The sequence below is a fragment of the Enterobacter sp. MGH85 genome, assembly GCF_001037655.1.
In the GTDB taxonomy this organism is placed as follows: domain Bacteria; phylum Pseudomonadota; class Gammaproteobacteria; order Enterobacterales; family Enterobacteriaceae; genus Enterobacter; species Enterobacter intestinihominis.
Map to the genome: position 1 here is coordinate 326,186 of NZ_KQ089925.1, position 19,690 is coordinate 345,875.

16 protein-coding genes and 1 tRNA gene are annotated in these 19,690 nt (G+C 55.4%); 7 read left to right on the plus strand and 10 right to left on the minus strand.

Going from position 1 to position 19,690, the window contains the following annotated elements; all coding sequences use genetic code 11:
- The first annotated feature begins 266 nt into the window (after positions 1-266).
- Positions 267-2,672 (plus strand): SIR2 family protein, encoded by a 2,406-nt coding sequence (locus tag SK51_RS01500; protein WP_045614799.1) that lies wholly within the window; start codon positions 267-269, stop codon positions 2,670-2,672.
- A gap of 39 nt (positions 2,673-2,711) precedes the next feature.
- Here the strand turns inward: SK51_RS01500 and SK51_RS01505 are convergent, their stop codons facing one another.
- From SK51_RS01505 to rraB, 5 genes are all read right to left on the minus strand, one after another.
- Positions 2,712-3,968 carry a tyrosine-type recombinase/integrase gene (locus SK51_RS01505; protein WP_015572536.1) on the minus strand — a complete coding sequence of 419 codons (1,257 nt, stop codon included), beginning with the start codon at positions 3,966-3,968 and terminating at the stop codon, positions 2,712-2,714.
- 163 nt (positions 3,969-4,131) lie between these two features.
- A tRNA-Leu gene (locus SK51_RS01510) sits at positions 4,132-4,216 on the minus strand.
- A gap of 106 nt (positions 4,217-4,322) precedes the next feature.
- Entirely contained in the window at positions 4,323-5,045 is a 723-nt protein-coding gene (locus SK51_RS01515) for a hypothetical protein (RefSeq protein WP_023305340.1), read from the minus strand.
- 30 nt (positions 5,046-5,075) lie between these two features.
- A complete protein-coding gene (miaE, locus tag SK51_RS01520; RefSeq protein WP_023305339.1) occupies positions 5,076-5,834 on the minus strand; it encodes a tRNA isopentenyl-2-thiomethyl-A-37 hydroxylase MiaE in 759 nt (252 codons plus the stop codon).
- 46 nt (positions 5,835-5,880) lie between these two features.
- Complete coding sequence (rraB, locus tag SK51_RS01525; RefSeq protein WP_017694625.1) at positions 5,881-6,306, minus strand: ribonuclease E inhibitor RraB; 426 nt, start codon at positions 6,304-6,306, stop codon at positions 5,881-5,883.
- A gap of 99 nt (positions 6,307-6,405) precedes the next feature.
- Between rraB and argL the strand changes: the two genes are divergently transcribed.
- The 3 genes from argL to xynR all read left to right on the plus strand — a co-directional run bounded on the left by argL (position 6,406) and on the right by xynR (position 8,916).
- Entirely contained in the window at positions 6,406-6,501 is a 96-nt protein-coding gene (gene argL, locus SK51_RS25550; protein WP_213083700.1) for a putative translational regulatory protein ArgL, read from the plus strand.
- The gene (gene argF, locus SK51_RS01530; protein ID WP_023305338.1) at positions 6,471-7,475 is read left to right on the plus strand and encodes an ornithine carbamoyltransferase; all 1,005 of its coding nucleotides are present in this window, start codon (positions 6,471-6,473) and stop codon (positions 7,473-7,475) included. The genes argL and argF (SK51_RS01530) overlap by 31 nt, the downstream gene beginning before the upstream one ends.
- A gap of 679 nt (positions 7,476-8,154) precedes the next feature.
- Positions 8,155-8,916 carry a DNA-binding transcriptional repressor XynR gene (gene xynR, locus SK51_RS01535; protein WP_032671551.1) on the plus strand — a complete coding sequence of 254 codons (762 nt, stop codon included), beginning with the start codon at positions 8,155-8,157 and terminating at the stop codon, positions 8,914-8,916.
- Here xynR and SK51_RS01540 read toward each other — a convergent pair.
- From SK51_RS01540 to SK51_RS01560, 5 genes are all read right to left on the minus strand, one after another.
- Positions 8,901-10,511, minus strand: coding sequence for a glycoside hydrolase family 43 protein (locus tag SK51_RS01540; RefSeq protein WP_023305337.1), 1,611 nt, complete (start codon positions 10,509-10,511; stop codon positions 8,901-8,903). The two genes, xynR and SK51_RS01540, sit on opposite strands and share 16 nt — an antisense overlap.
- Before the next feature lie 11 nt (positions 10,512-10,522).
- A complete protein-coding gene (locus tag SK51_RS01545) occupies positions 10,523-11,905 on the minus strand; it encodes an MFS transporter (RefSeq protein WP_023299198.1) in 1,383 nt (460 codons plus the stop codon).
- Between the two features lie 226 nt (positions 11,906-12,131).
- Positions 12,132-14,099, minus strand: a complete 1,968-nt coding sequence (gene yagF / locus SK51_RS01550; RefSeq protein WP_023305336.1) for a xylonate dehydratase YagF — start codon at positions 14,097-14,099, stop codon at positions 12,132-12,134.
- A gap of 14 nt (positions 14,100-14,113) precedes the next feature.
- Positions 14,114-15,022 (minus strand): 2-keto-3-deoxygluconate aldolase, encoded by a 909-nt coding sequence (gene yagE / locus SK51_RS01555; protein ID WP_023305335.1) that lies wholly within the window; start codon positions 15,020-15,022, stop codon positions 14,114-14,116.
- A gap of 237 nt (positions 15,023-15,259) precedes the next feature.
- Positions 15,260-15,712 carry a YhcH/YjgK/YiaL family protein gene (locus SK51_RS01560; RefSeq protein WP_023305334.1) on the minus strand — a complete coding sequence of 151 codons (453 nt, stop codon included), beginning with the start codon at positions 15,710-15,712 and terminating at the stop codon, positions 15,260-15,262.
- 675 nt (positions 15,713-16,387) lie between these two features.
- Here SK51_RS01560 and arcA point away from each other — a divergent pair.
- From arcA to argF (SK51_RS01575), 3 genes are all read left to right on the plus strand, one after another.
- Positions 16,388-17,608 (plus strand): arginine deiminase, encoded by a 1,221-nt coding sequence (arcA, locus tag SK51_RS01565; protein WP_023305333.1) that lies wholly within the window; start codon positions 16,388-16,390, stop codon positions 17,606-17,608.
- A gap of 10 nt (positions 17,609-17,618) precedes the next feature.
- Complete coding sequence (gene arcC / locus SK51_RS01570; RefSeq protein WP_023305332.1) at positions 17,619-18,530, plus strand: carbamate kinase; 912 nt, start codon at positions 17,619-17,621, stop codon at positions 18,528-18,530.
- Between the two features lie 129 nt (positions 18,531-18,659).
- Complete coding sequence (gene argF / locus SK51_RS01575; protein WP_003863360.1) at positions 18,660-19,664, plus strand: ornithine carbamoyltransferase; 1,005 nt, start codon at positions 18,660-18,662, stop codon at positions 19,662-19,664.
- The last annotated feature ends 26 nt before the right edge of the window (positions 19,665-19,690 follow it).

Below are 19,690 nucleotides of genomic sequence, written 5' to 3' on the forward strand. Positions count from 1 at the left end.
ACGACACTGAATTCCCCGCCAGCGCCAGCACTGGCGCACCCTGAGGCCGATCATGCACCTGCATTAAAAGCGCCCCCTTAAGCGGGCAGGCGGGGCGGGGAGAGCATTGCGCGCCAGAGCTTAGATTAGTGTAACGTGATCTATATCAAAGTTCAGAAACATATATCACTATTAAAGGAATAAATAGTCTATTTGTGTCAAAAATAGATTTAAGATTGTAAGAAATATAAAACCGCCAATATAAGCTAAAGCCAAATGGATTTAATATGCCTATAGACATTAAACAATTAGTACATGACATAACGCCTGAAAAAACCGTTTTATTTTTTGGTGCGGGTTCATCAATTCCATCTAGAGCACCTAGCGTGGAAGGAATAATTAGAAAACTGGCTGCTAGATTTAAAGAAGATGCAAATGGATATACCCTTAGAGAGTTCACAAGCATACTGGAAACCAAATATACCAGATATGAGATGATCACCGAATTAAGAAAGATGTTTGAAGATCTTAAACCTACTGGTGGAATACTCAATACTCCACTATATGACTGGAAGTCGATATACACCACAAACTATGATGAGTTAATTGAACAGAGTTATAATTCCTCCCAAAAAAGAATAAGACCCATTTCATCCAACTTTGACTTTTCAAGTGCCGGGGGGGCGGACACTTTAAAATACTTCAAATTACACGGCACGATAGATAAGGATATAGTTGACGGCATTCAGTCTAGGATAATAATTAGTGACGGAGATTACGATCAAACTGTCGAATATAGGGAAAAACTCTGGGATAGATTTAAAAATGATATTAGTGACTCTCATTTAATAATAATAGGCCATTCTCTAGCAGATGCTCACATTAAAGAACTTATTGAAAAAACAGCCAACATAAATGCAATTTCCGGGATTGGTAAAGTTTCTTTATTTCTTTATAGCCGTGATGATAACAGGGCTATGCTTTATGAGAAGAGAGGATTTAAAGTTTGCTTCGGAGGCATTGATGACTTTTTTGCGGAGTTAGCAGCTGCTAAACCTCAGGTTGGGCCACAAAGAAACGATCAAGATTACTTTTACAATACTATTCAGTTAAGAGCCACCACTCAAGATGTTAATCATTTAATGGCTGGAGAAGGTGATGCGATTGCAATGTTCAATGGATGGCCAGCACTTTATTCAGATATTAAATCAGGATTGACGTTTGAGCGCGATATTATAGGGTTGAGTGACCAACTTATATCCTCGCAAGATATTACCTCTCTCATAATTCTTGGAGCTAGTGGTGTTGGAAAAACAACCGCAGCTAGACAAATGCTAGTTAGATGCGTTGATAAAGGGATCATTTGCTGGGAGCATAAAAATGATTTTAATTTAGAAGCTCTAGCCTGGCTAGACGTAAGTAAAGAGCTTGTAAAAAATGATAAAATAGGTATTTTGTTTATAGATGAAGCTCATTCTCAATTAAACGCAATTAACGAATTAATTGATAGATTACGTTCTGATAATATTTCTAATTTGAAGATAATTTGTGCTTCATCGAAGAATCTTTGGAATCCTCGCATCAAAACGCCTAATATATACAAACATGGTAAAGATGTTAGCCTGTCTCAACTATCTAGTGAAGAGATAGATCGACTCTTGTTCCTGATAGAAAACAATACAACAATGAGAGGGTTAACTGAGGAGAATTTTAGTGGTTTCTCCAGGCCAGAAAGAAAAAGGCGCTTAGCCGTTAGATGTGAGTCTGATATGTTTGTTTGCTTGAAAAATATATTTGCCTCTGAAAAATTTGATGACATTATTTTACGAGAATATGCACATTTATCATCGGAACTTCAAGAGATATATAAAATTGTAGCCGCAATGGAAAGTGCAGGAGTAAGGGTTCATAGACAGTTGATCATCAGACTGCTAAGCATCCCTAGCGATGCTATTCAGGCTATCTTAGTTAATCTCTCAGAGATTATAAACGAATATACCGTCAGTGAACGAGAGGGTATTTATGGTTGGAGAGGGCGGCATTCAGTAATAGTAGACATAATTGCAAAATACAAGTACTCGGACACTTCAGATATAATATCATTATTTGACAAAGTCATTGATTGTATTTCACCAACATATGATATAGAAATCCGCACAATTAGAGAACTTTGTAACATAGAAAATGGCTTACAGAGGATTTCAGACAAAACAGCGCAAAACCGACTGTTGCGTAAAATGATATCAATAGCGCCTGGAGAAAGATTGCCTAGACACCGACTAATTCGAAATATGATTGATTTGGGTGAGTTTGATAAAGCAGAAACAGAAATTAGAATTTTTGACAAAGATTTTAGATCTGACAGTGCAATTATGCGATACAAAGTTTCTCTTCTGACGGCAAGAGCAGTTAATACCCCAGGAATCATGACTGAAGATCGGATTACAATCTTAAGGGAAGCAGAGAAAGTAGCCATCATTGCTTTGCAGCGCTATCCTGATCATAAATATATCTTAAGTTCTTATTGTTCTCTTGGGCTCGAACTTTATAGAAAATCAAAAGATATAACTGTATTTGATGATGCTATAACAAGGCTAAAACAAGCTGAAGAGAGAACATCAGACCCAGAAATCAGTAAATTAATATTAAAATTTGAAAGAATTATTACTGGTCAATTAGGAAGTGAAGAATAAATATAGCCCCCTCTCACAAATGAGAGGGGGCTATGTAAATTACTTATTATTTGCAAAATCATAAGGTGTTACATGTAAGTCGCGGTTTACATCTAAATAATCAGCCCACCATTGCACCATTAAACGGCGTTCATCCAAATGCTCAGAAGTATGTATGTAAGCCGCACGCACATTGTTACGCTCTGTGTGGCTCAATTGTCGTTCAATCGCATCATCGCTCCATAACCCTGACTCACCCAACGCACCACGCGCCATCGTCCTAAACCCATGCCCGCAAACCTCGGTTTTAGTGTCATATCCCATCGCACGCAATGCGCTGTTAACCGTATTTTCACTCATAACCTTAGTTGTGTCATGGTCACCCGGAAAAAGTAACTTTTTATCGCCACTAATCTGCTTAAGCTGCTCTAACAAAATCATCGCCTGCCGACTAAGCGGAACGATATGTTCCTCTTTCATCTTCATGCCACGGTACGAGTAACGCACGCCTTTAATCTCTTCTCGTTTTGCAGGTACACGCCAGAGAGATTTATCGAAGTCGAACTCATCCCAACGCGCGAAACGTAACTCACTGGAACGCACAAAAGTTAGTAAGGAAAGCTCGACCGCGATTCGTGTCATTACACGGCCACGATAAGCAGCAAGACGAGCAAGAAACTCAGGGAATCGGCTAGAGGGTAAAGCAGGGTAATGTCGCGCTTTGGTTGTAGATAGCGCACCGGCCATATCACTGGCTGGATTTGAGTCGATGTAATCGTTCTGTACGGCATAACGCATAATGGCCGTAACGCGCTGTTGCAGGCGCTGAGCAACGTCGTGTTTACCACTGGCATCAACTTTTTTAATCGGGGCTAACAGGTGGCTGGTTTTGAGCTGGCGAATGTCGGACGAACCGATATGAGGGAAGATATAAAGCTCAAGATAGCGTAGAACGCGTGATCGGTGATCTTCACTCCAGCGCTTGTTACTGGCATGCCATTCACGACCGATAGTCTCGAAAGTATATTCCCCCGAATTCTCGGCCTGAGCTTCTTTCTGTTCGGCTTTGGGGTCTATACCCTGCACTAAGAGCTTTTTAGCTTCGTCGCGTTTTGCTCTTGCCTGAGCAAGCGTCACAGTAGGCCAAACACCAAAAGCGAGGCGATCCTCTTTTTTGTCAGAGGGGCGTCGGTATTTCATGCGCCAGTATTTAGAACCCTTGGCCGAAACCTCGAGATACAAACCGCCGCCATCGGCCATTTTGTAGGTTTTGTCTTTTGGCTTTGCGGTCTCGACCTGTCTGGCGTTGAGCTTCATTTGGGGGCACATTACTAATCGAAGTTAAGATGCCCCCAATTATGCCCCCAATGACGTCCTGATTTCAACGGACTACCTCGGACAACTCGGGACGGAAAAATCGCTGCAACCATTGATTTTAAAGGGTTTCGTGGACTTTCTCGGATGGTATTGGAAGTACTAATGGTGCCGAAGGCCGGACTCGAACCGGCACGTATTTCTACGGTTGATTTTGAATCAACTGCGTCTACCGATTTCGCCACTTCGGCACTGAAGGGGATGCGGAAACGTTGTGGATTATACCTGTCGCGCGCCGCCATGCAAGCGACGACGCGCTAAACCCGCGCTAAGTGCCCAAAAAACCAGCGCCCTTCGTCAGTCCAGCTCAGAAACCGCCAGCCGAATCACCCCCGCCGCCTTCTGCTCCGGCAGCGCCAGCACCTTGGCCCACATCTCCTGCACCATATCGCAGGAGAGCTTCTCTTTGCCCGCCGCCTTCTCCGGCATCTGCAGCAGTTGGATGTCCTCGCCGTACTGATCGGCAAGTTGCTTCATAATCGGTCGGACATCCTCGACGGCCGCCTCACGCTCGGCTTGGGTCACGGTGTGGCGGTTTTTACCGTAGGCCGCGCGCATCATGTCGGCGTCGGCCTGCATGCGCCGCGCCATCAGGTCTTTATCCAGCATGCGCATCGGGTTGATGCCGCCCTTCACCATCGGATAGAGGAAGCGGAAACAGGCGTCGTCGCTCACCTTCTGGATGGCGGCGGTCTGCTCCATGTTGATGGTCATGTAGTTCACCACGTTGGCGTCCGGGGCGTTTTGCAGGCGCGTCATCTGCAGATGCAGGATCTGCGGCTGGATGGTGTCGATAATCTGCTGCTCCGGCTCGCCCGCTTTTTGCAGGGCGGCCATCTGGTCGAGGATGCGCTGATGCAGCGCGGGCTCCTGCTCCTTAATCACCTGCCAGGCGGGCATCTCGTTGAGGACGTTATCCATCTGCCGTTCCGGAGCGCGCTGCCTGTCGAAAAACACCCAGAACGCCACGGCGGCAGCCGCAATGACGACAATCACAATACGGGTCCACGTTTTATTCATCTCGCATCCTTATCCTTGAGTTATGCCGGGTTACACCGGCACGCCGCTGTGGAAGCGAAACTCGTTGTCCGGTGTCGAGATAAGTGTGGCTTCAATTTCGCCAAAAAGCTGTATGCGCGGTGAGATATCGTCGTCGCTCAACTGCTGAGCCAGCGTCAGGTAGTCCTGATAATGGCGCGCTTCCGAGCGCAGCAGCGAGAGATAGAACTTCTGCAGGTCGTCGTCGAGGAACGGGGCCAGCGCGGCGAAGCGTTCGCAGGAGCGGGCTTCGATGTAGGCGCCGCAGATGAGCTTGTCGATCAGCGTCAGCGGTTCGTGGGTGCGCACTTCCTTCAGCATCCCTTTGGCGTAGCGGCTGGCGGTGATTTTGACGTACGGAATGTCGCGGACCAGCATCGCCTCGCGCACCTGCCAGAAGTGGTGCAGCTCCTCTTTAATCAGCAGCACCATGCTGTCGATGAGCGCCTGTCCCCACGGGTCGTCGGTTTTGGGCATCACGCTTTTGCCAATCTGCTTGTGCAGGGCGATGAAGTCCGGCTCCGGGCCGTCGCGGAAGGTGAACTGTTCGTAGGGCTTGAGCCAGTCGAGCAGCGCATCGGCACCGCTTTCGTCGGCGACGTATTTACGCACGAGTAATAGCGCAGTCTGGGCGGCCTTGAGCTCGCACACCATGTGGTCGGTGAGCAGCAACGGCAGGTTCGCCGGGTCGCGGGCTTTATCAATCCATGCTTGCGGGGTCGGGCACTGGAGGAAGTTGAGTACGGGGGCGAGTATCTGCGGGTAATCCATGGTTCTGCCTTGAAAAAGCGGTGGCGCGTGCCACCGCCTGAAACGCTTAGTGACGCACGCCGTCGTCGTCTTCGTCGACGTAATCTTCGTCGTCGCCTTCTTCGCCGTCTTCACCGTTCGGATCTTCGAAGTAGGTTCCCCAGCCGTCGTATTCCACTTCAAACTTCTCGGCCAGGTTCATCAGCTGTTCGACCTGCGCGTCGATCAGCTCCGCCTTCAGCGCGCCTTCGCTCAGGATGTCGCAGCAGATGACGGTGTCGCCCTCTTCCACTTCCAGTTCTTCCGGCTCGGTCACTTCGTAACCCAGCTTGAAGGCTTCCACGGCCATTTTTTCCAGCGCTTCAAAGTCGTCCGCAGAGAAATGGTGTTCGATGGTGTACAGCGCGTCCGGATCGCTACCGTCTTCCAGCAGTTCTTCAATAATCAGACGCGTCTCTTCGCGTTGCTCTTCCAGTAATTCCGGGTTTGCCATGGGTCAATCCTCTTTAAAGTGCGGCAGATACTTCTATTTTCACACACGGACGGGTTTGCCTCCACCTTTGTTGGAAAGATTTGTGAAACGGGGTTGCAAATGAATAATTACACATATAAAGTGAATTTTAATTCAATAAGTGGCGTTCGCCATGCGAGGATAAAATGTCTGATCTGTACAAGAAACACTTTCTGAAATTGCTCGACTTTACCCCTGCACAGTTCACTTCTCTGCTGACTCTTGCCGCACAGCTCAAAGTCGATAAAAAAAATGGCAAGGAAGTACAAAAGCTTACTGGAAAAAACATCGCGCTCATCTTCGAAAAAGACTCAACCCGTACACGTTGCTCTTTCGAAGTTGCCGCATTTGACCAGGGCGCGCGCGTTACCTGGTTAGGGCCGAGCGGCAGCCAGATTGGGCATAAAGAGTCAATTAAGGATACCGCACGCGTGCTCGGGCGGATGTACGATGGCATTCAGTATCGCGGTCACGGCCAGGAAGTCGTCGAAACGCTGGCGCAGTATGCGGGCGTGCCGGTGTGGAACGGGCTGACCAACGAGTTCCACCCGACGCAGCTGCTGGCGGATCTGCTGACCATGCAGGAGCACCTGCCGGGCAAGGCGTTTAACGAGATGACGCTGGTCTACGCGGGCGACGCGCGCAACAACATGGGCAACTCGATGCTGGAAGCGGCGGCGCTGACCGGGCTGGATCTACGCCTGGTGGCCCCGAAAGCCTGCTGGCCGGAAGAGAGCCTGGTGGCGGAGTGCAGTGCGCTAGCGGAAAAGCACGGCGGGAAAATCACCCTGACGGAAGACGTGGCGGCGGGCGTGAAGGGCGCGGACTTTATCTATACCGACGTGTGGGTGTCGATGGGCGAAGCCAAGGAGAAGTGGGCGGAGCGGATAGCGCTGCTGCGCGGGTATCAGGTGAACGCGCAGATGATGGCGCTCACCGGCAACCCGAACGTGAAGTTCCTGCACTGTCTGCCGGCGTTCCATGACGACCAGACTACGCTCGGCAAGCAGATGGCGAAGGAGTTCGATCTGCACGGCGGGATGGAAGTGACGGACGAGGTGTTTGAGTCGGCGGCGAGCATCGTCTTCGACCAGGCGGAAAACCGGATGCATACGATTAAGGCGGTGATGGTGGCGACGCTTGGGGAGTGATTGACTCCTCTGCGGTCTGGTGCCCTCACCCCGGCCCTCTCCCACGGGGAGAGGGTTCCCCACAAATTAATGCGAGCACTGAGCAATCCCCTCGCCCCTCCGGGGAGAGGGTTAGGGTGAGGGGAACATACGGCGGTGGTGGTCATTCCGTTCACTTTATGTTCCTTGCTACTCTGTAACGACATGACCGGTGAACGTGCCAGGGTGGCTCAGTCGCCACCCCCCTGGCGACCCGGGCTCCCGGCGGTAAATCGCCGCTTCGCGGTGCCCTCGGCTTATTCCTTCCGGCTTATCGGGTACGGGCGGAGGCAACGTCCCTGTAAAGCCGCCCTCTCGGCGCATCCCTGCGCCTCGCCCCGGCCGGAAGGCAAACGCCTCAGCGATTTACAGCCGGACCAGGGCATCGCTGACAGCCCTCAGTCATTTAGAAAGCAACTTTATTGCTTCTGCATAAAAAAATTACTGGGGATCCCTCAGCCCAGGGGGAGAGGGAGAACACCCAGCCCGTAGGCCCGTGCAAGCGCAGCGCCGCCGGGCGAATCAGGCGACGATGCGGCCTGATGCCCTCACCCCGGCCCTCTCCCACGGGGAGAGGGAGAACACCGGCGCCATTTCATTGATTTTTCACCCCGAAAAAGGTACGTTTTCGCCTTCATTCCAGCGTGGACATGCCAGCATTATGCCGATTATTCAGTCTGTTGAACGTGCGTTGCAGATCCTCGACCTGTTCAACGAGCAGGCCACCGAGCTTAAGATCACCGACATCAGCAAACTGATGGGGCTGAGCAAGAGTACCCTCCACTCGCTGCTGAAAACCCTCCAGCTTCACGGCTATATCGATCAGAACCCGGAGAACGGCAAATATCGCCTCGGCATGAAGCTGGTTGAGCGCGGTCATTTCGTTGTGGGCTCGATCGATATTCGCCAGAAGGCGAAAGGCTGGCTGACGGAGCTGTCCCAGCGGACCGGGCAGACCACCCATCTGGGGATCCTGGACGGTCGTGAAGGGGTCTATATCGAGAAGATTGAAGGCAAGCTGGCCGCCATCGCCTATTCGCGCATTGGCCGCCGCCTGCCGGTTCACGCCACCGCCATCGGCAAGGTGTTGATTGCCTGGCTGGGCGAGGCCGAGCTGAACACCCTGCTGGAGGGCTATCAGTACACCACCTATACCCCTTCCACCCTCGCCTCCCGGGAAGCGTTAATGACTGCCCTGACGCAGACCCGCGAACAAGGCTATGCCCTGGACAGCGAAGAGAACGAGCAGGGCGTGCGCTGCGTGGCGGTGCCGGTGTGGAACCACGAATCCCGCGTGATTGCCGCCCTGAGCCTGTCGACCCTGACCTCGCGCGTGGACGATGCCGAGCTGGCTAATTTCCGCGAGGAGCTTCAGCAGGCCGGGCTCGAGCTCTCACGCGCACTGGGCTATGCCGGCTCGTAGGTGAAGTAGTCGAAGTCCGCGTGGCAGCCGTCGCCGCTGATGTCCTCGCAGTGCAGTCCCACAAACGCACCGGTAAAGAAGCCGCGCCCGCCGATGTAGTCGTCCGACAGCTTCCACGCCTCATACGTGATCGGCACGGTATGCCATGTCTCGCCGTCGAACGAGTAGCTGTAGCGGTAGACCAGTTTATCCACGTCCACCCTTAGCCAGACGCTCTCGGCCTGTTCCGGCACCGGAATCGGCTGCTCGTGCAGCGGCCACGACGGCACGTTGTGGTCAAGCTGGATCACCTTAATCGTTCTGCCCTGCCCCTCCTCGTAATCCACAAAGCAGTAGCTCCAGTTTTTGCTGTTGTAGTAGCAGGTCAGCCCCGCGCTCTGCTGGAAGTGGACAGGCGAGAACTGCATACGCGTCTCGGCCCGGAAGGTGAAATGCTGCCAGCGGCGCGCCACGGTCGACTGGGTAAAGGTTGAGTTGAGCGAGTCGTTGCCGTAGAGCCGTAAGTAGCCCGGGCGGGTGGTAAGCGAGCCGAGGGTATCGTCGAACGGAATGCGCAGGGTCTGCAGTTCCGGGTCGAGCGAACTGGCGTCGAAATCGTCCCGCCAGATGCCCGGAACGGCTACAGGCTGCTCCGCCATCTGCGGGCCTTTCACGGTCAGCTGCGCGTGCCTGCCGCCTTCCACGTACGGCCAGCCGTCGCGCCACTCAATGCGGGCGATGCCGGTCTCGCGCCCCAGCGGGCAGTAGCCGCGCCCGCCGGAAGCCAGTAGCGGCACGCCGGGCAGGCGCAGCGGGCGGCTGGTGAGGTAGGCCATATACCACTCCCCGGTGTGGGTTTGCAGCAGCGAGCCGTGGCCGCTCTTTTGCAGCGGGTTCTCCGGCAGGTGCCAGCTGGTCATCATCGTCACGTCCGGGTGCAGCTCGTACGGCCCGTCGATATTTTTGGAACGCAGCACCACGACGGCGTGCTCGTAGCTGGTGCCGCCTTCGGCAACCATCAGGTAGTACCATCCCGCGTGGCGATAAAGATGCGCCCCTTCGGTGTAGCAGAGCGGCGTGCCGGTAAACAGCGTTTTGCGCTCGGGCGAGAGCGTGCCGGTCTGCGGATCAAACTCCTGCATCACGATAGTGTTGTGCGGGTTGCTGTGGTGGCGCGGCCCCCACGGGCGGTAGAGGTAGTATTTGCGGCCATCGTCGTCGTGGAACAGGGAGGGATCGAACCCGCCGTTGCCCATCGGGATCGGCTCGCTCCACGGCCCCTCAATGGACGGCGCGGTGACGAGAAAATTGCGGCCGTTTTTCCACGGCGAGTCGACAATCTTCACGTCGGTGTAGAGCAGCCAGAACCTCCCGTCGGCGTAGCTCAGGCACGGTGCCCAGATGCCGCCGGAGTCCGGGTTGCCCTTCATGTCCAGCATCGACACGCGGTCCAGCGGGGTGCTGACCAGCGACCAGTTTTTCAGATCGCGGGAGTGGTAGATGCGCACGCCCGGGAACCACTCGAAGGTCGAGGTGGCGATGTAGTAGTCCTCGCCCTGACGGCACAGGGACGGGTCCGGGTTGAAGCCGGTGAGTATCGGGTTAGTAATTTCCATGTTGCCTCCGGTTAATGGGATGCGGCTGTCGCAGCGTCGGGAACGGCCTCGCCCTGCGACGCGCGATGCTTGATCAGCTGCTGGCTGATGGCCTCCACGCGGGCGTCGGTGAGCTTGTAGAACGAAAGCATGATGAACATGCCCGCGTAGAGCACCACCGGCACCACGCAGAACAGAATTTTGATGGTGGTCAGCACCTCGACCGGCTGCACGCTGCTGCTGGCGGAGTAGTTGACGTACGCCAGGATCCAGCCCACCACCGCCCCGCCAATTGCCAGGCCAATCTTCAGGCTGAACAGGTAGGTGGAGAACACCAGCCCGTCGAGGCGGCGACCGCTACGGCTCTCCTCGTAATCCACCACGTCAGAGGCCATCAGCCACTGCAGCGGCGTGGTGGTGTTAAAGACGAACAGGAACAGAATGTTGAGGGCAAAAATCAGCGCGATGTGCTCCGCCGGGGTGACGAAAATCAGCAGGCTAATCAGCGAGTAAGCGACGATGATCCACTTGAAGGCGGTAACGCGGTCGAAGCGGCCCAGCAAGCGGGAGGAGCAGAGCGAGCCGAACATGGTGGCGAGGCTGCCGTAGAGTAAGAACTGGGTCGCCATCTCCGGGTGATCCATCACGTATTTCACGAAGTAGAGCGTCGCCCCGCCGCGCACCACGTTGGAGCAGGTCGCCATCATCTTGAAGGCACACATGATGCGCCACTGGCTGTTGCCCAGCAGCAGCTTAAGGTCTTTCGCCACCGACGAACCCGGCTGCACCTCAAAGGTGTAGCGCTCTTTGGTGGTAAAGAAGCAGACGTAGAGCAACACCACGCCGCTCAGGCCCAGCACGCACATGGCGCCGAAATACCCCACCTGCTCGTTGCCTTTGCCAATGATGCTGACCAGCGGCAGCGCGATGCCGCTGATGGCGAGCGACCCCGCGGCGGCGAGGAAGAAACGCCAGGACTGCAGGGCGTGACGCTCTTTCGGGTCAGCGGTGATCACCCCCGGCATGGCGCAGTACGGCACGTTAACGAAGGTGTAGACCAGAGTCAGCAGAATATAGGTCACGCAGGCGTAGATGATTTTGCCCTGCGCGGAGAAGTCCGGCGTGTAGAAGGTCAGCATGCAGACGATGCCGAACGGGATGGCGCCCCACAGCAGGAACGGGCGAAACTGGCCATGCCGCGTGCGGGTGCGGTCTACCAGCAGCCCCATCAGCGGGTCGGTCACGGCGTCGAGCACGCGGGAGACTAAAAACAGCGTCCCCATTATGCCTGCGGAGAGACCGAACACGTCGGTGTAGAAATAGGCCAGCAGGAACATCGTGGCCTGCCAGACGAAGCCGCAGGCGGTATCACCCAGCCCGTAGCCAATTTTGTCTTTCATGGTTAATTGCGTCATCAGAATTACACCCTTATATAGTGTGCTGAATTACAACATCGTGTTAATGGAGTGTAATGAGCTGTTCAATTAATCAGCAATGGTCATATCTTATTTCTGAATTACGTTATTTCGCTTTTGTGACGCCAACGATATATCTCAACTCATTGTTTAAATTAGCAAATTAAAGACAAGCAAAAACCGCCCGCGGAATATTTTCCGCAGACAGTTTTCTCTCAAAAAATAATTAAAGGCCGAGCGCTTTTTTACCGGCGTTAATTACCTCAATGATTTTATCGGTGTCATAAATACAGCCTTTCCAGGTGCCACCGCTCACGGACTGTAATGCCGCCCACAGCCGGGTATCGTCCGGCAAAAAGTCGTGAGCGTGCAGGTCCGGGTGCGTCTGCCGCCGTGCCAGCTCGCGCGCCCCCTCTTCCGGCGTCAGCGGGTTGTCCGCCGTGCCGATAAAGTTCACGCTGCCTGTTAATGTCAGGCGGTCGACGGCAATCTCGATGATGTCGTTGTCGCGCAGCTTGCCAATCGGCCCGCCCGCCAGCGCCTCCGGCGACACGTGGCCGAAGCAGGCGCCCGTCGACACGCCCGAGAAGCGCGCATCGGTGATTAACGACACCGTTTTGCCCCACGAGATGTGTTTGAGCGCGGAGGTGAGCTGGTAGGTCTCCTCCATGCCGGTGCCGGACGGTCCACCTCCGATCACCACCATGATATCGCCCTGCTCAATCTCTTCCCGCTTGATGGCCCTGATCGCCTGCGCTTCCGAGACAAACACCCGCACCCGGCCGGTGTGGCGGTAAACGCCATCTTCACCGACGACCGACGGGTCGATCGCTGTGGCCTTGATCACCGATCCTTCCGGCGCAATGTTGCCCGTCGGGAAGCAGACCGTCGAGGTCAGCCCTTTCGCTTTTGCTTTCTCCGGCGGCAGGATCACGTCATCCGGCTCCACGCCGTCCTGCTCGCGCAGGCACTGGCGGAAGCGCGCCCGGCGCTCCGAGCTCTGCCACCAGTCGAGGTTCTCGCCCACCGTCTGGCCGGTGACGGTCATGGCATCCAGGTGCAGCAGGCCGAGATCGCGCAGGTGGAGCATGACTTCCGGCACGCCGCCCGCGAGGAACGCACGCACGGTCGGGTGATAGTCCGGGCCGTTGGGCAGCACGCTCACCAGGCGCGGCACCCGGCGGTTGACGCGCGTCCAGTGTTCAACGTCCGGGATCGTGCAGCCCGCCGCGTGGGCGATGGCCGGAATGTGCAGCAGTAAATTAGTGGAGCCGCCGAACGCCGCGTGGATCACCATCGCGTTTTCGATGGCTTTATCGGTGAGGATATCGCGCGTGGTAATGCCGCGGTTATCCAGTTCACTGACTGCGCGCGCCGACTGGCGGGCGATCTCCAGCCACACCGCCTGTCCGGACGGGGCCAGCGCGGAGTGCGGCAACGCCAGACCCAGCGCTTCGGCGACCACCTGCGAGGTGCCCGCCGTGCCGAGGAACTGACACCCACCGCCCGGCGACGCGCAGGCGCGGCAGCCCAGCTCGGCGGCCTCCTGCAAGGAGAGTTCATGGTTGGCGAAGCGCGCGCCGATGGTCTGCACCTTGCCCGCATCTTCCCCTACGGTCGGCGGCAGCGTCGCTCCGCCTGGCACCAGAATGGTCGGCAGGTCGTGCATCGCGGCCAGCGCAATCATGGTGGCGGGCAGCCCTTTATCGCAGGTTGCCACGCCGATCACCGCCCGCCGCGTCGGAAGAGAGCGGATAAGACGACGAAACACGATCGCCGCGTCGTTACGATACGGCAGGGAGTCGAACATGCCGTGCGTGCCCTGCGAGCGCCCGTCACACGGATCGCTGACGAAGGCCGCGAACGGGATCCCCCCGTTGCGTGTGATCTCCTTCGCCGCCGCCTGCATCTGCATGCCGATTTCCCAGTGTCCGGTGTGGTAGCCCAGCGCAACCGGGCGTCCGTCTCCGGCGCGGATACCGCCCTGAGTACCGATAATCAGCACCTCTTTGCCGGTCAGCTTGTTGGCGTCCCAGCCCATCCCGGCGTTCTGCGTCATGCCGAACAGGTTGCCGCTGGGGGATTCCATCAGCATCTGCGGAGTCAGCGGCAGCGCGCCCTGCGGCCCCGCCGCGTGGGTGATCACCGCATAAAACGCGTCGTCCTGTGGGGTGAAAATTTTCTCAATGGTCATCGTTATCGTCCGGCTCAGCAGAGCTTGAGCTGTTGTAGCAGGGTTTTCAGCTGCGCCTTACGCGGCTCGTCCAGCGGCGAGGCTGGTGGCAGGACGTGCGTAGAAATTGGACGACCGCAGAGCACGATCGCCTCTTTAATGACGTTCACAAACGGCGTATCCAGCTGATACATCTGCGGGATTTGCAGCAGGGTCTGATGATACTCAGCCGCTTTCGCCACGTCTTTATCCCGCCAGGCTTTCAGAAGATTTACCGACACCTGCGGAGCAAAGTTACCGCTGGCCGAGATCGCCCCGTCACCGCCGAGCAGCAGGGTATTGAACAGATGATCGTCGTAGCCGCAGAGCACGGTGAAGTGTGGATGGGCCGCTTTAACGGTGTGGATCATGCTGCGCAGGTGGGCGACGGAGTCGATGGTGTCTTTGATGCCGACGATGTTACTGCGCGAGTCGGCGAGGGTTTTCACCAGCGCCGGGGTCAGATCCTGCCCGGTCAGCGCCGGGAAGTTATAGAGCATCACCGGCAGCGTGACGCTGTCGGCGACCTGTTCGAAGTAGCGGATCAGGTTCGCTTCCGACACTTTCCAGTAGTAAGGGTTGATCACCACGATGCCGTCCGCGCCCGCCTGCTGGGCGTGCTGGCTCAGTTCAATGGTTTCCCGGGCGTTGGTGCCGCCGGTGCCGATCAGGACCGGCACACGACGATCGACATGATCGATCGCAAACCGGGCAATGATTTTACGCTCTTCGGCGCTGAGCTGGGAGAACTCGCCGCCGCTGCCCAGGAAGAACAGGCCGTCAACGCCTGCCGCGATCAGATCGTCGATCAGCGCGGCGGTGCCCGGTTTATCAAGCTGGCCATCGGCGGTAAAGATGGTGGAGACAGGGGGAATGATACCCGTGAACAACGCGGACTGCGGCATGTGATCTCCTTGCTGAATCATTTTGTTCTACATTATAGAACAGTGTTCATTAATTTAACGATCATACTATGACGGAGAAAAAGCGCAGGTAAATGGGAGATGAGGAGGGAGTGCGGGAAGTTTAAGCTGGATCACATATTGTCCGCTAACCCCTCACCCCGGCCCTCTCCCCAAAGGGGCGAGGGTGGTAAAGTCCCCTCTCCCCTTTGGGGAGAGGGTTAGGGTGAGGGGTAAGGGTTACTCCACCAGCATCTTAACAACCACTTTCCTGACCTTAGCAGGCGCCCCCACCGCGCACAGCGGCTTATGCACTTCGCCCGGCCAGAACACCACGAAATCCCCTTCGCTCAGCACCACGGTTTTCTCCTGCTCGCCTTCGGGCAGGAACGCGATGTCTTTGTCCGCCAGCCAGTCGGTGTCCGGCGTGCCGTGCGGCAGGGTGCTGAAGGTCATCCCTTCCTGCCCCTTCAGCACAATCTGAATATCCAGGTAACGTGCATGGTATTCAGCGCGACGCTCGGCGAACGGCTGGGTCATGTCCTCCGATACCAGATAAAACAGGCTGTTGCCGCTGATGTCGTGCTTGCCGGTCGGCGTCGCGTCGGTGACGTGGGCCTTGACGTGCTCAATGGCCTGGCGCAGCTCTTCTGGTAGCCAGGACTGGAGATGATGAATATTGCCAATAATCATGATACAACCCTCAAATTAAAACATTGTTTCATTTTTATCTTTTATACGAGAATCGCCTCTCCTATACCAGCCCTTTTTAGACAAGATTTGCGCCAGCGCATGTTTATCGGAAAATGTGTTAATTCACTGTTAATTACATAAAGGCATTTATGCAGTCGTTATGCATAACCTCATTTCCTAAGCTTTACGCAACTTATCTAACTCGCTGAATTTAAAACGTAACTCACAAAACCTGTTGTTGCATCACACTTTATCACTTCGGTTATTTCCTTTAAAAATCCATAATTATTTATCGATTTCTCTTAAGTGAAAAATAGTTAACTATCATTATTGCATAGCTATTCTCGAGGAAAAATTTTATTCATTAAAATCAACAGCATAACTAAATATTTCAAAACATGTAATTCTACAAAACAATAACAACCTCAAATATTGCCACCCGTTCCTGCTTAGCTATTCATCCCGTAATAATATGAAATTAATCATTATCTGATACGAATCATGCAAATGAAAATAAACTGCTCAATATCGGTTTTCGCGTGAGCAGCGTCACAATAACCATTATTTAAGCGCCTACTATGAATCACGAAATCAATTGAGCTTAGCCGCCATGAAATTAAACACATCACATGGCGCATGCCCTTTTTATTCTGAAAAACAGTTAAAGGAATAATTATGGAAAAGCATTACGTCGGTTCTGAAATTGGTCAATTGCGTAGCGTTATGCTGCACCGTCCTAATTTAAGTCTTAAACGTTTAACGCCATCGAATTGTCAGGAGTTGTTATTTGATGACGTGCTCTCGGTTGAGCGGGCGGGAGAGGAGCATGATATCTTCGCAAACACGCTGCGCGAGCAGGGTGTGGAAGTCCTTCTATTGACCGACCTTCTTACGCAAACGCTTGATATTGCCGAAGCAAAAGCCTGGCTTCTTGAAACACAAATCTCCGACTATCGCCTGGGACCAACCTTTGCCGCCGACGTGCGCGGCTGGCTGGCGGATATGCCGCACCGGGAACTGGCGCGCAGATTAAGCGGCGGATTAACCTACGGTGAAATTCCGGCGGCCATTAAAAATATGGTGGTCGATACCCACACGGCGAATGATTTTATTATGAAGCCGCTGCCGAACCACTTATTTACCCGCGATACCTCCTGCTGGATATATAACGGCGTCTCCATTAATCCGATGGCGAAACCCGCCCGTCAGCGCGAAACCAATAATCTGCGCGCAATATATCGCTGGCACCCCGCATTTGCCGATGGCGAGTTTATTAAGTATTTCGGCGACGAGAATATTAATTACGACCACGCCACCCTGGAAGGCGGCGACGTATTAGTGATTGGCCGCGGGGCGGTATTGATCGGCATGTCAGAGCGCACGACGCCGCAGGGCGTGGAGTTCCTCGCCAACAGCCTGTTTAAACATCGTCAGGCCGAGCGCGTGATCGCCGTTGAGCTGCCGAAACATCGCTCCTGCATGCACCTCGACACCGTGATGACCCACATCGACGTGGACACTTTCTCCGTTTACCCGGAAGTGGTGCGCAAGGACGCCCAGTGCTGGACGCTCACCCCGGACGGACGCGGCGGCCTGCTGCGTACCCAGGAAACCGACCTGCTGCACGCCATCGAAAAAGCCCTCGGCATTAACCAGGTGCGCCTGATCACCACCGGCGGCGATGCCTTTGAAGCCGAACGCGAGCAGTGGAACGACGCCAACAACGTCCTGACCATCCGTCCGGGCGTGGTGATCGGCTACGAGCGCAACGTCTGGACCAACGAGAAATACGACAAGGCGGGCATCACCGTGCTGCCGATCCCGGGCGACGAGCTGGGGCGCGGTCGCGGCGGCGCGCGCTGCATGAGCTGCCCACTGGAACGCGACGGAATTTAAAGGAGCCATCATGGAACGAAAACCCACTCTGGTTGTGGCCCTTGGCGGCAACGCGCTGCTCAAGCGCGGCGAGCCGCTGGAAGCGGACATCCAGCGTCAGAACATCGAGCAGGCCGCCCGCACCATCGCAGGCTTAACGGAGCAATGGCGCGTGGTGCTGGTGCACGGCAACGGCCCGCAGGTCGGGCTGCTGGCGCTGCAAAACAGCGCCTACGACAAAGTCACCCCCTACCCGCTGGACGTCCTTGGTGCAGAAAGCCAGGGAATGATCGGCTACATGCTCCAGCAGGCGCTGAAAAACAATCTGCCCCAGCGCGAGGTGAGCGTCCTGCTCACGCAGGTGGAAGTGGACGCCGCCGACCCGGCGTTCAGCAACCCGACCAAGTACATCGGCCCGGTCTATGGCGAAGCCCAGGCGAAAGCACTGGCCGCGGAAAAAGGCTGGGTGTTCAAGGCCGACGGGGCCTATTTCCGCCGCGTTGTGCCCTCTCCGCAGCCGAAGCGCATCGTGGAGAGCGACGCCATTACGGCGCTTATTCAGCGCGACCACCTGGTCATCTGCAACGGCGGCGGCGGCGTGCCGGTGGTGGAAAACGCCAACGGTTATCGCGGCATTGAGGCGGTGATCGACAAAGACCTCTCCGCCGCTCTGCTGGCGCGGCAGATCGAGGCCGATGCCCTGCTGATCCTCACCGATGCCGACGCAGTGTACCTCGACTGGAGCAAGCCGACCCAGCGCCCGCTGGCGCAGGTCACGCCGGAACTGCTCAGAGGCATGCAGTTCGACGCCGGATCGATGGGGCCAAAAGTGGCCGCCTGCCGCGAGTTTGTTGAAGCCTGCAACGGCATTGCCGGGATCGGCGCGCTGGCCGACGGCGCGGAGATCCTGGCGGGCGAGAAAGGCACGTTGATTCGTAACTGAGCACCCATTTCCCCTCACCCTAACCCTCTCCCCAAAGGGGAGAGGGGACGATTACACCCTCTCCCCTTTGGGGAGAGGGCTGGGGTGAGGGGTAAGGTCTTAGACATTAATTTTAAAAAGGATTTACCCATGACCATCAACCTGAAAAACCGCAACTTCCTGAAACTGCTGGACTACACCCCGGCGGAGATCCAGTACCTGATCGACCTCGCCATCGAGCTGAAGGCGGCCAAAAAAGCCGGGCGCGAAAAGCAAACCCTGGTCGGGAAAAACATCGCCCTGATCTTTGAAAAAACCTCCACCCGCACCCGCTGCGCCTTTGAAGTGGGCGCGTTCGACCAGGGCGCGCAGGTCACCTACCTCGGCCCAAGCGGCTCGCAGATTGGCCACAAAGAGTCGATGAAGGACACCGCGCGCGTGCTGGGCCGCATGTATGACGGCATCGAGTACCGCGGCTACGGCCAGGCCATCGTTGAGGAGCTGGGCGAATACGCGGGAGTGCCGGTGTGGAACGGCCTGACCGACGAGTTCCACCCGACGCAAATCCTTGCCGACCTGATGACCATGCTGGAGCACTCTCCGGGCAAAACCCTGCCGGAGCTGAGCTTTGCCTACCTCGGCGACGCGCGCAACAACATGGGTAATTCGCTGATGGTCGGCGCGGCCAAAATGGGGATGGATATCCGCCTTGTGGCGCCGAAATCCTTCTGGCCGGAGGCCGGGCTGGTTGAGCAGTGCCGCGCCATTGCCAAAGAGACCGGCGCGCGCATCACCCTCACCGACGATGTGGAAGAAGGCGTGCAGGGCACCGATTTCCTCTACACCGACGTGTGGGTTTCCATGGGCGAGCCGAAGGAGGCGTGGGCCGAGCGCGTTAGCCTGATGAAGCCGTATCAGATTAATGCGGACGTGATGAAGGCCACCGGTAATCCGAACGTCAAGTTCATGCACTGCCTGCCGGCATTCCACAACGAACATACCAAAGTGGGCCGCGAAATCGAGATGGCGTACGGCCTGAAGGGGCTGGAGGTGACGGAGGAGGTCTTTGAATCCCCGAACTCCATCGTCTTCGACGAAGCAGAGAACCGCATGCACACCATTAAAGCGGTCATGGTGGCGACACTCGGCGACTAATCACCGCCCGGCGCGCCGCGGGGTGC

Coding starts and splice junctions, on each gene's coding strand:
- SK51_RS01500 (WP_045614799.1), top strand. CDS start 267: ATGCCTATAGACATTAAACAATTAGTACATGACATAACGCCTGAAAAA.
- SK51_RS01505 (WP_015572536.1), bottom strand. CDS start 3,968: ATGAAGCTCAACGCCAGACAGGTCGAGACCGCAAAGCCAAAAGACAAA.
- SK51_RS01515 (WP_023305340.1), bottom strand. CDS start 5,045: ATGAATAAAACGTGGACCCGTATTGTGATTGTCGTCATTGCGGCTGCC.
- miaE (WP_023305339.1), bottom strand. CDS start 5,834: ATGGATTACCCGCAGATACTCGCCCCCGTACTCAACTTCCTCCAGTGC.
- rraB (WP_017694625.1), bottom strand. CDS start 6,306: ATGGCAAACCCGGAATTACTGGAAGAGCAACGCGAAGAGACGCGTCTG.
- argL (WP_213083700.1), top strand. CDS start 6,406: ATGAATAATTACACATATAAAGTGAATTTTAATTCAATAAGTGGCGTT.
- argF (WP_023305338.1), top strand. CDS start 6,471: ATGTCTGATCTGTACAAGAAACACTTTCTGAAATTGCTCGACTTTACC.
- xynR (WP_032671551.1), top strand. CDS start 8,155: ATGCCGATTATTCAGTCTGTTGAACGTGCGTTGCAGATCCTCGACCTG.
- SK51_RS01540 (WP_023305337.1), bottom strand. CDS start 10,511: ATGGAAATTACTAACCCGATACTCACCGGCTTCAACCCGGACCCGTCC.
- SK51_RS01545 (WP_023299198.1), bottom strand. CDS start 11,905: ATGACGCAATTAACCATGAAAGACAAAATTGGCTACGGGCTGGGTGAT.
- yagF (WP_023305336.1), bottom strand. CDS start 14,099: ATGACCATTGAGAAAATTTTCACCCCACAGGACGACGCGTTTTATGCG.
- yagE (WP_023305335.1), bottom strand. CDS start 15,022: ATGCCGCAGTCCGCGTTGTTCACGGGTATCATTCCCCCTGTCTCCACC.
- SK51_RS01560 (WP_023305334.1), bottom strand. CDS start 15,712: ATGATTATTGGCAATATTCATCATCTCCAGTCCTGGCTACCAGAAGAG.
- arcA (WP_023305333.1), top strand. CDS start 16,388: ATGGAAAAGCATTACGTCGGTTCTGAAATTGGTCAATTGCGTAGCGTT.
- arcC (WP_023305332.1), top strand. CDS start 17,619: ATGGAACGAAAACCCACTCTGGTTGTGGCCCTTGGCGGCAACGCGCTG.
- argF (WP_003863360.1), top strand. CDS start 18,660: ATGACCATCAACCTGAAAAACCGCAACTTCCTGAAACTGCTGGACTAC.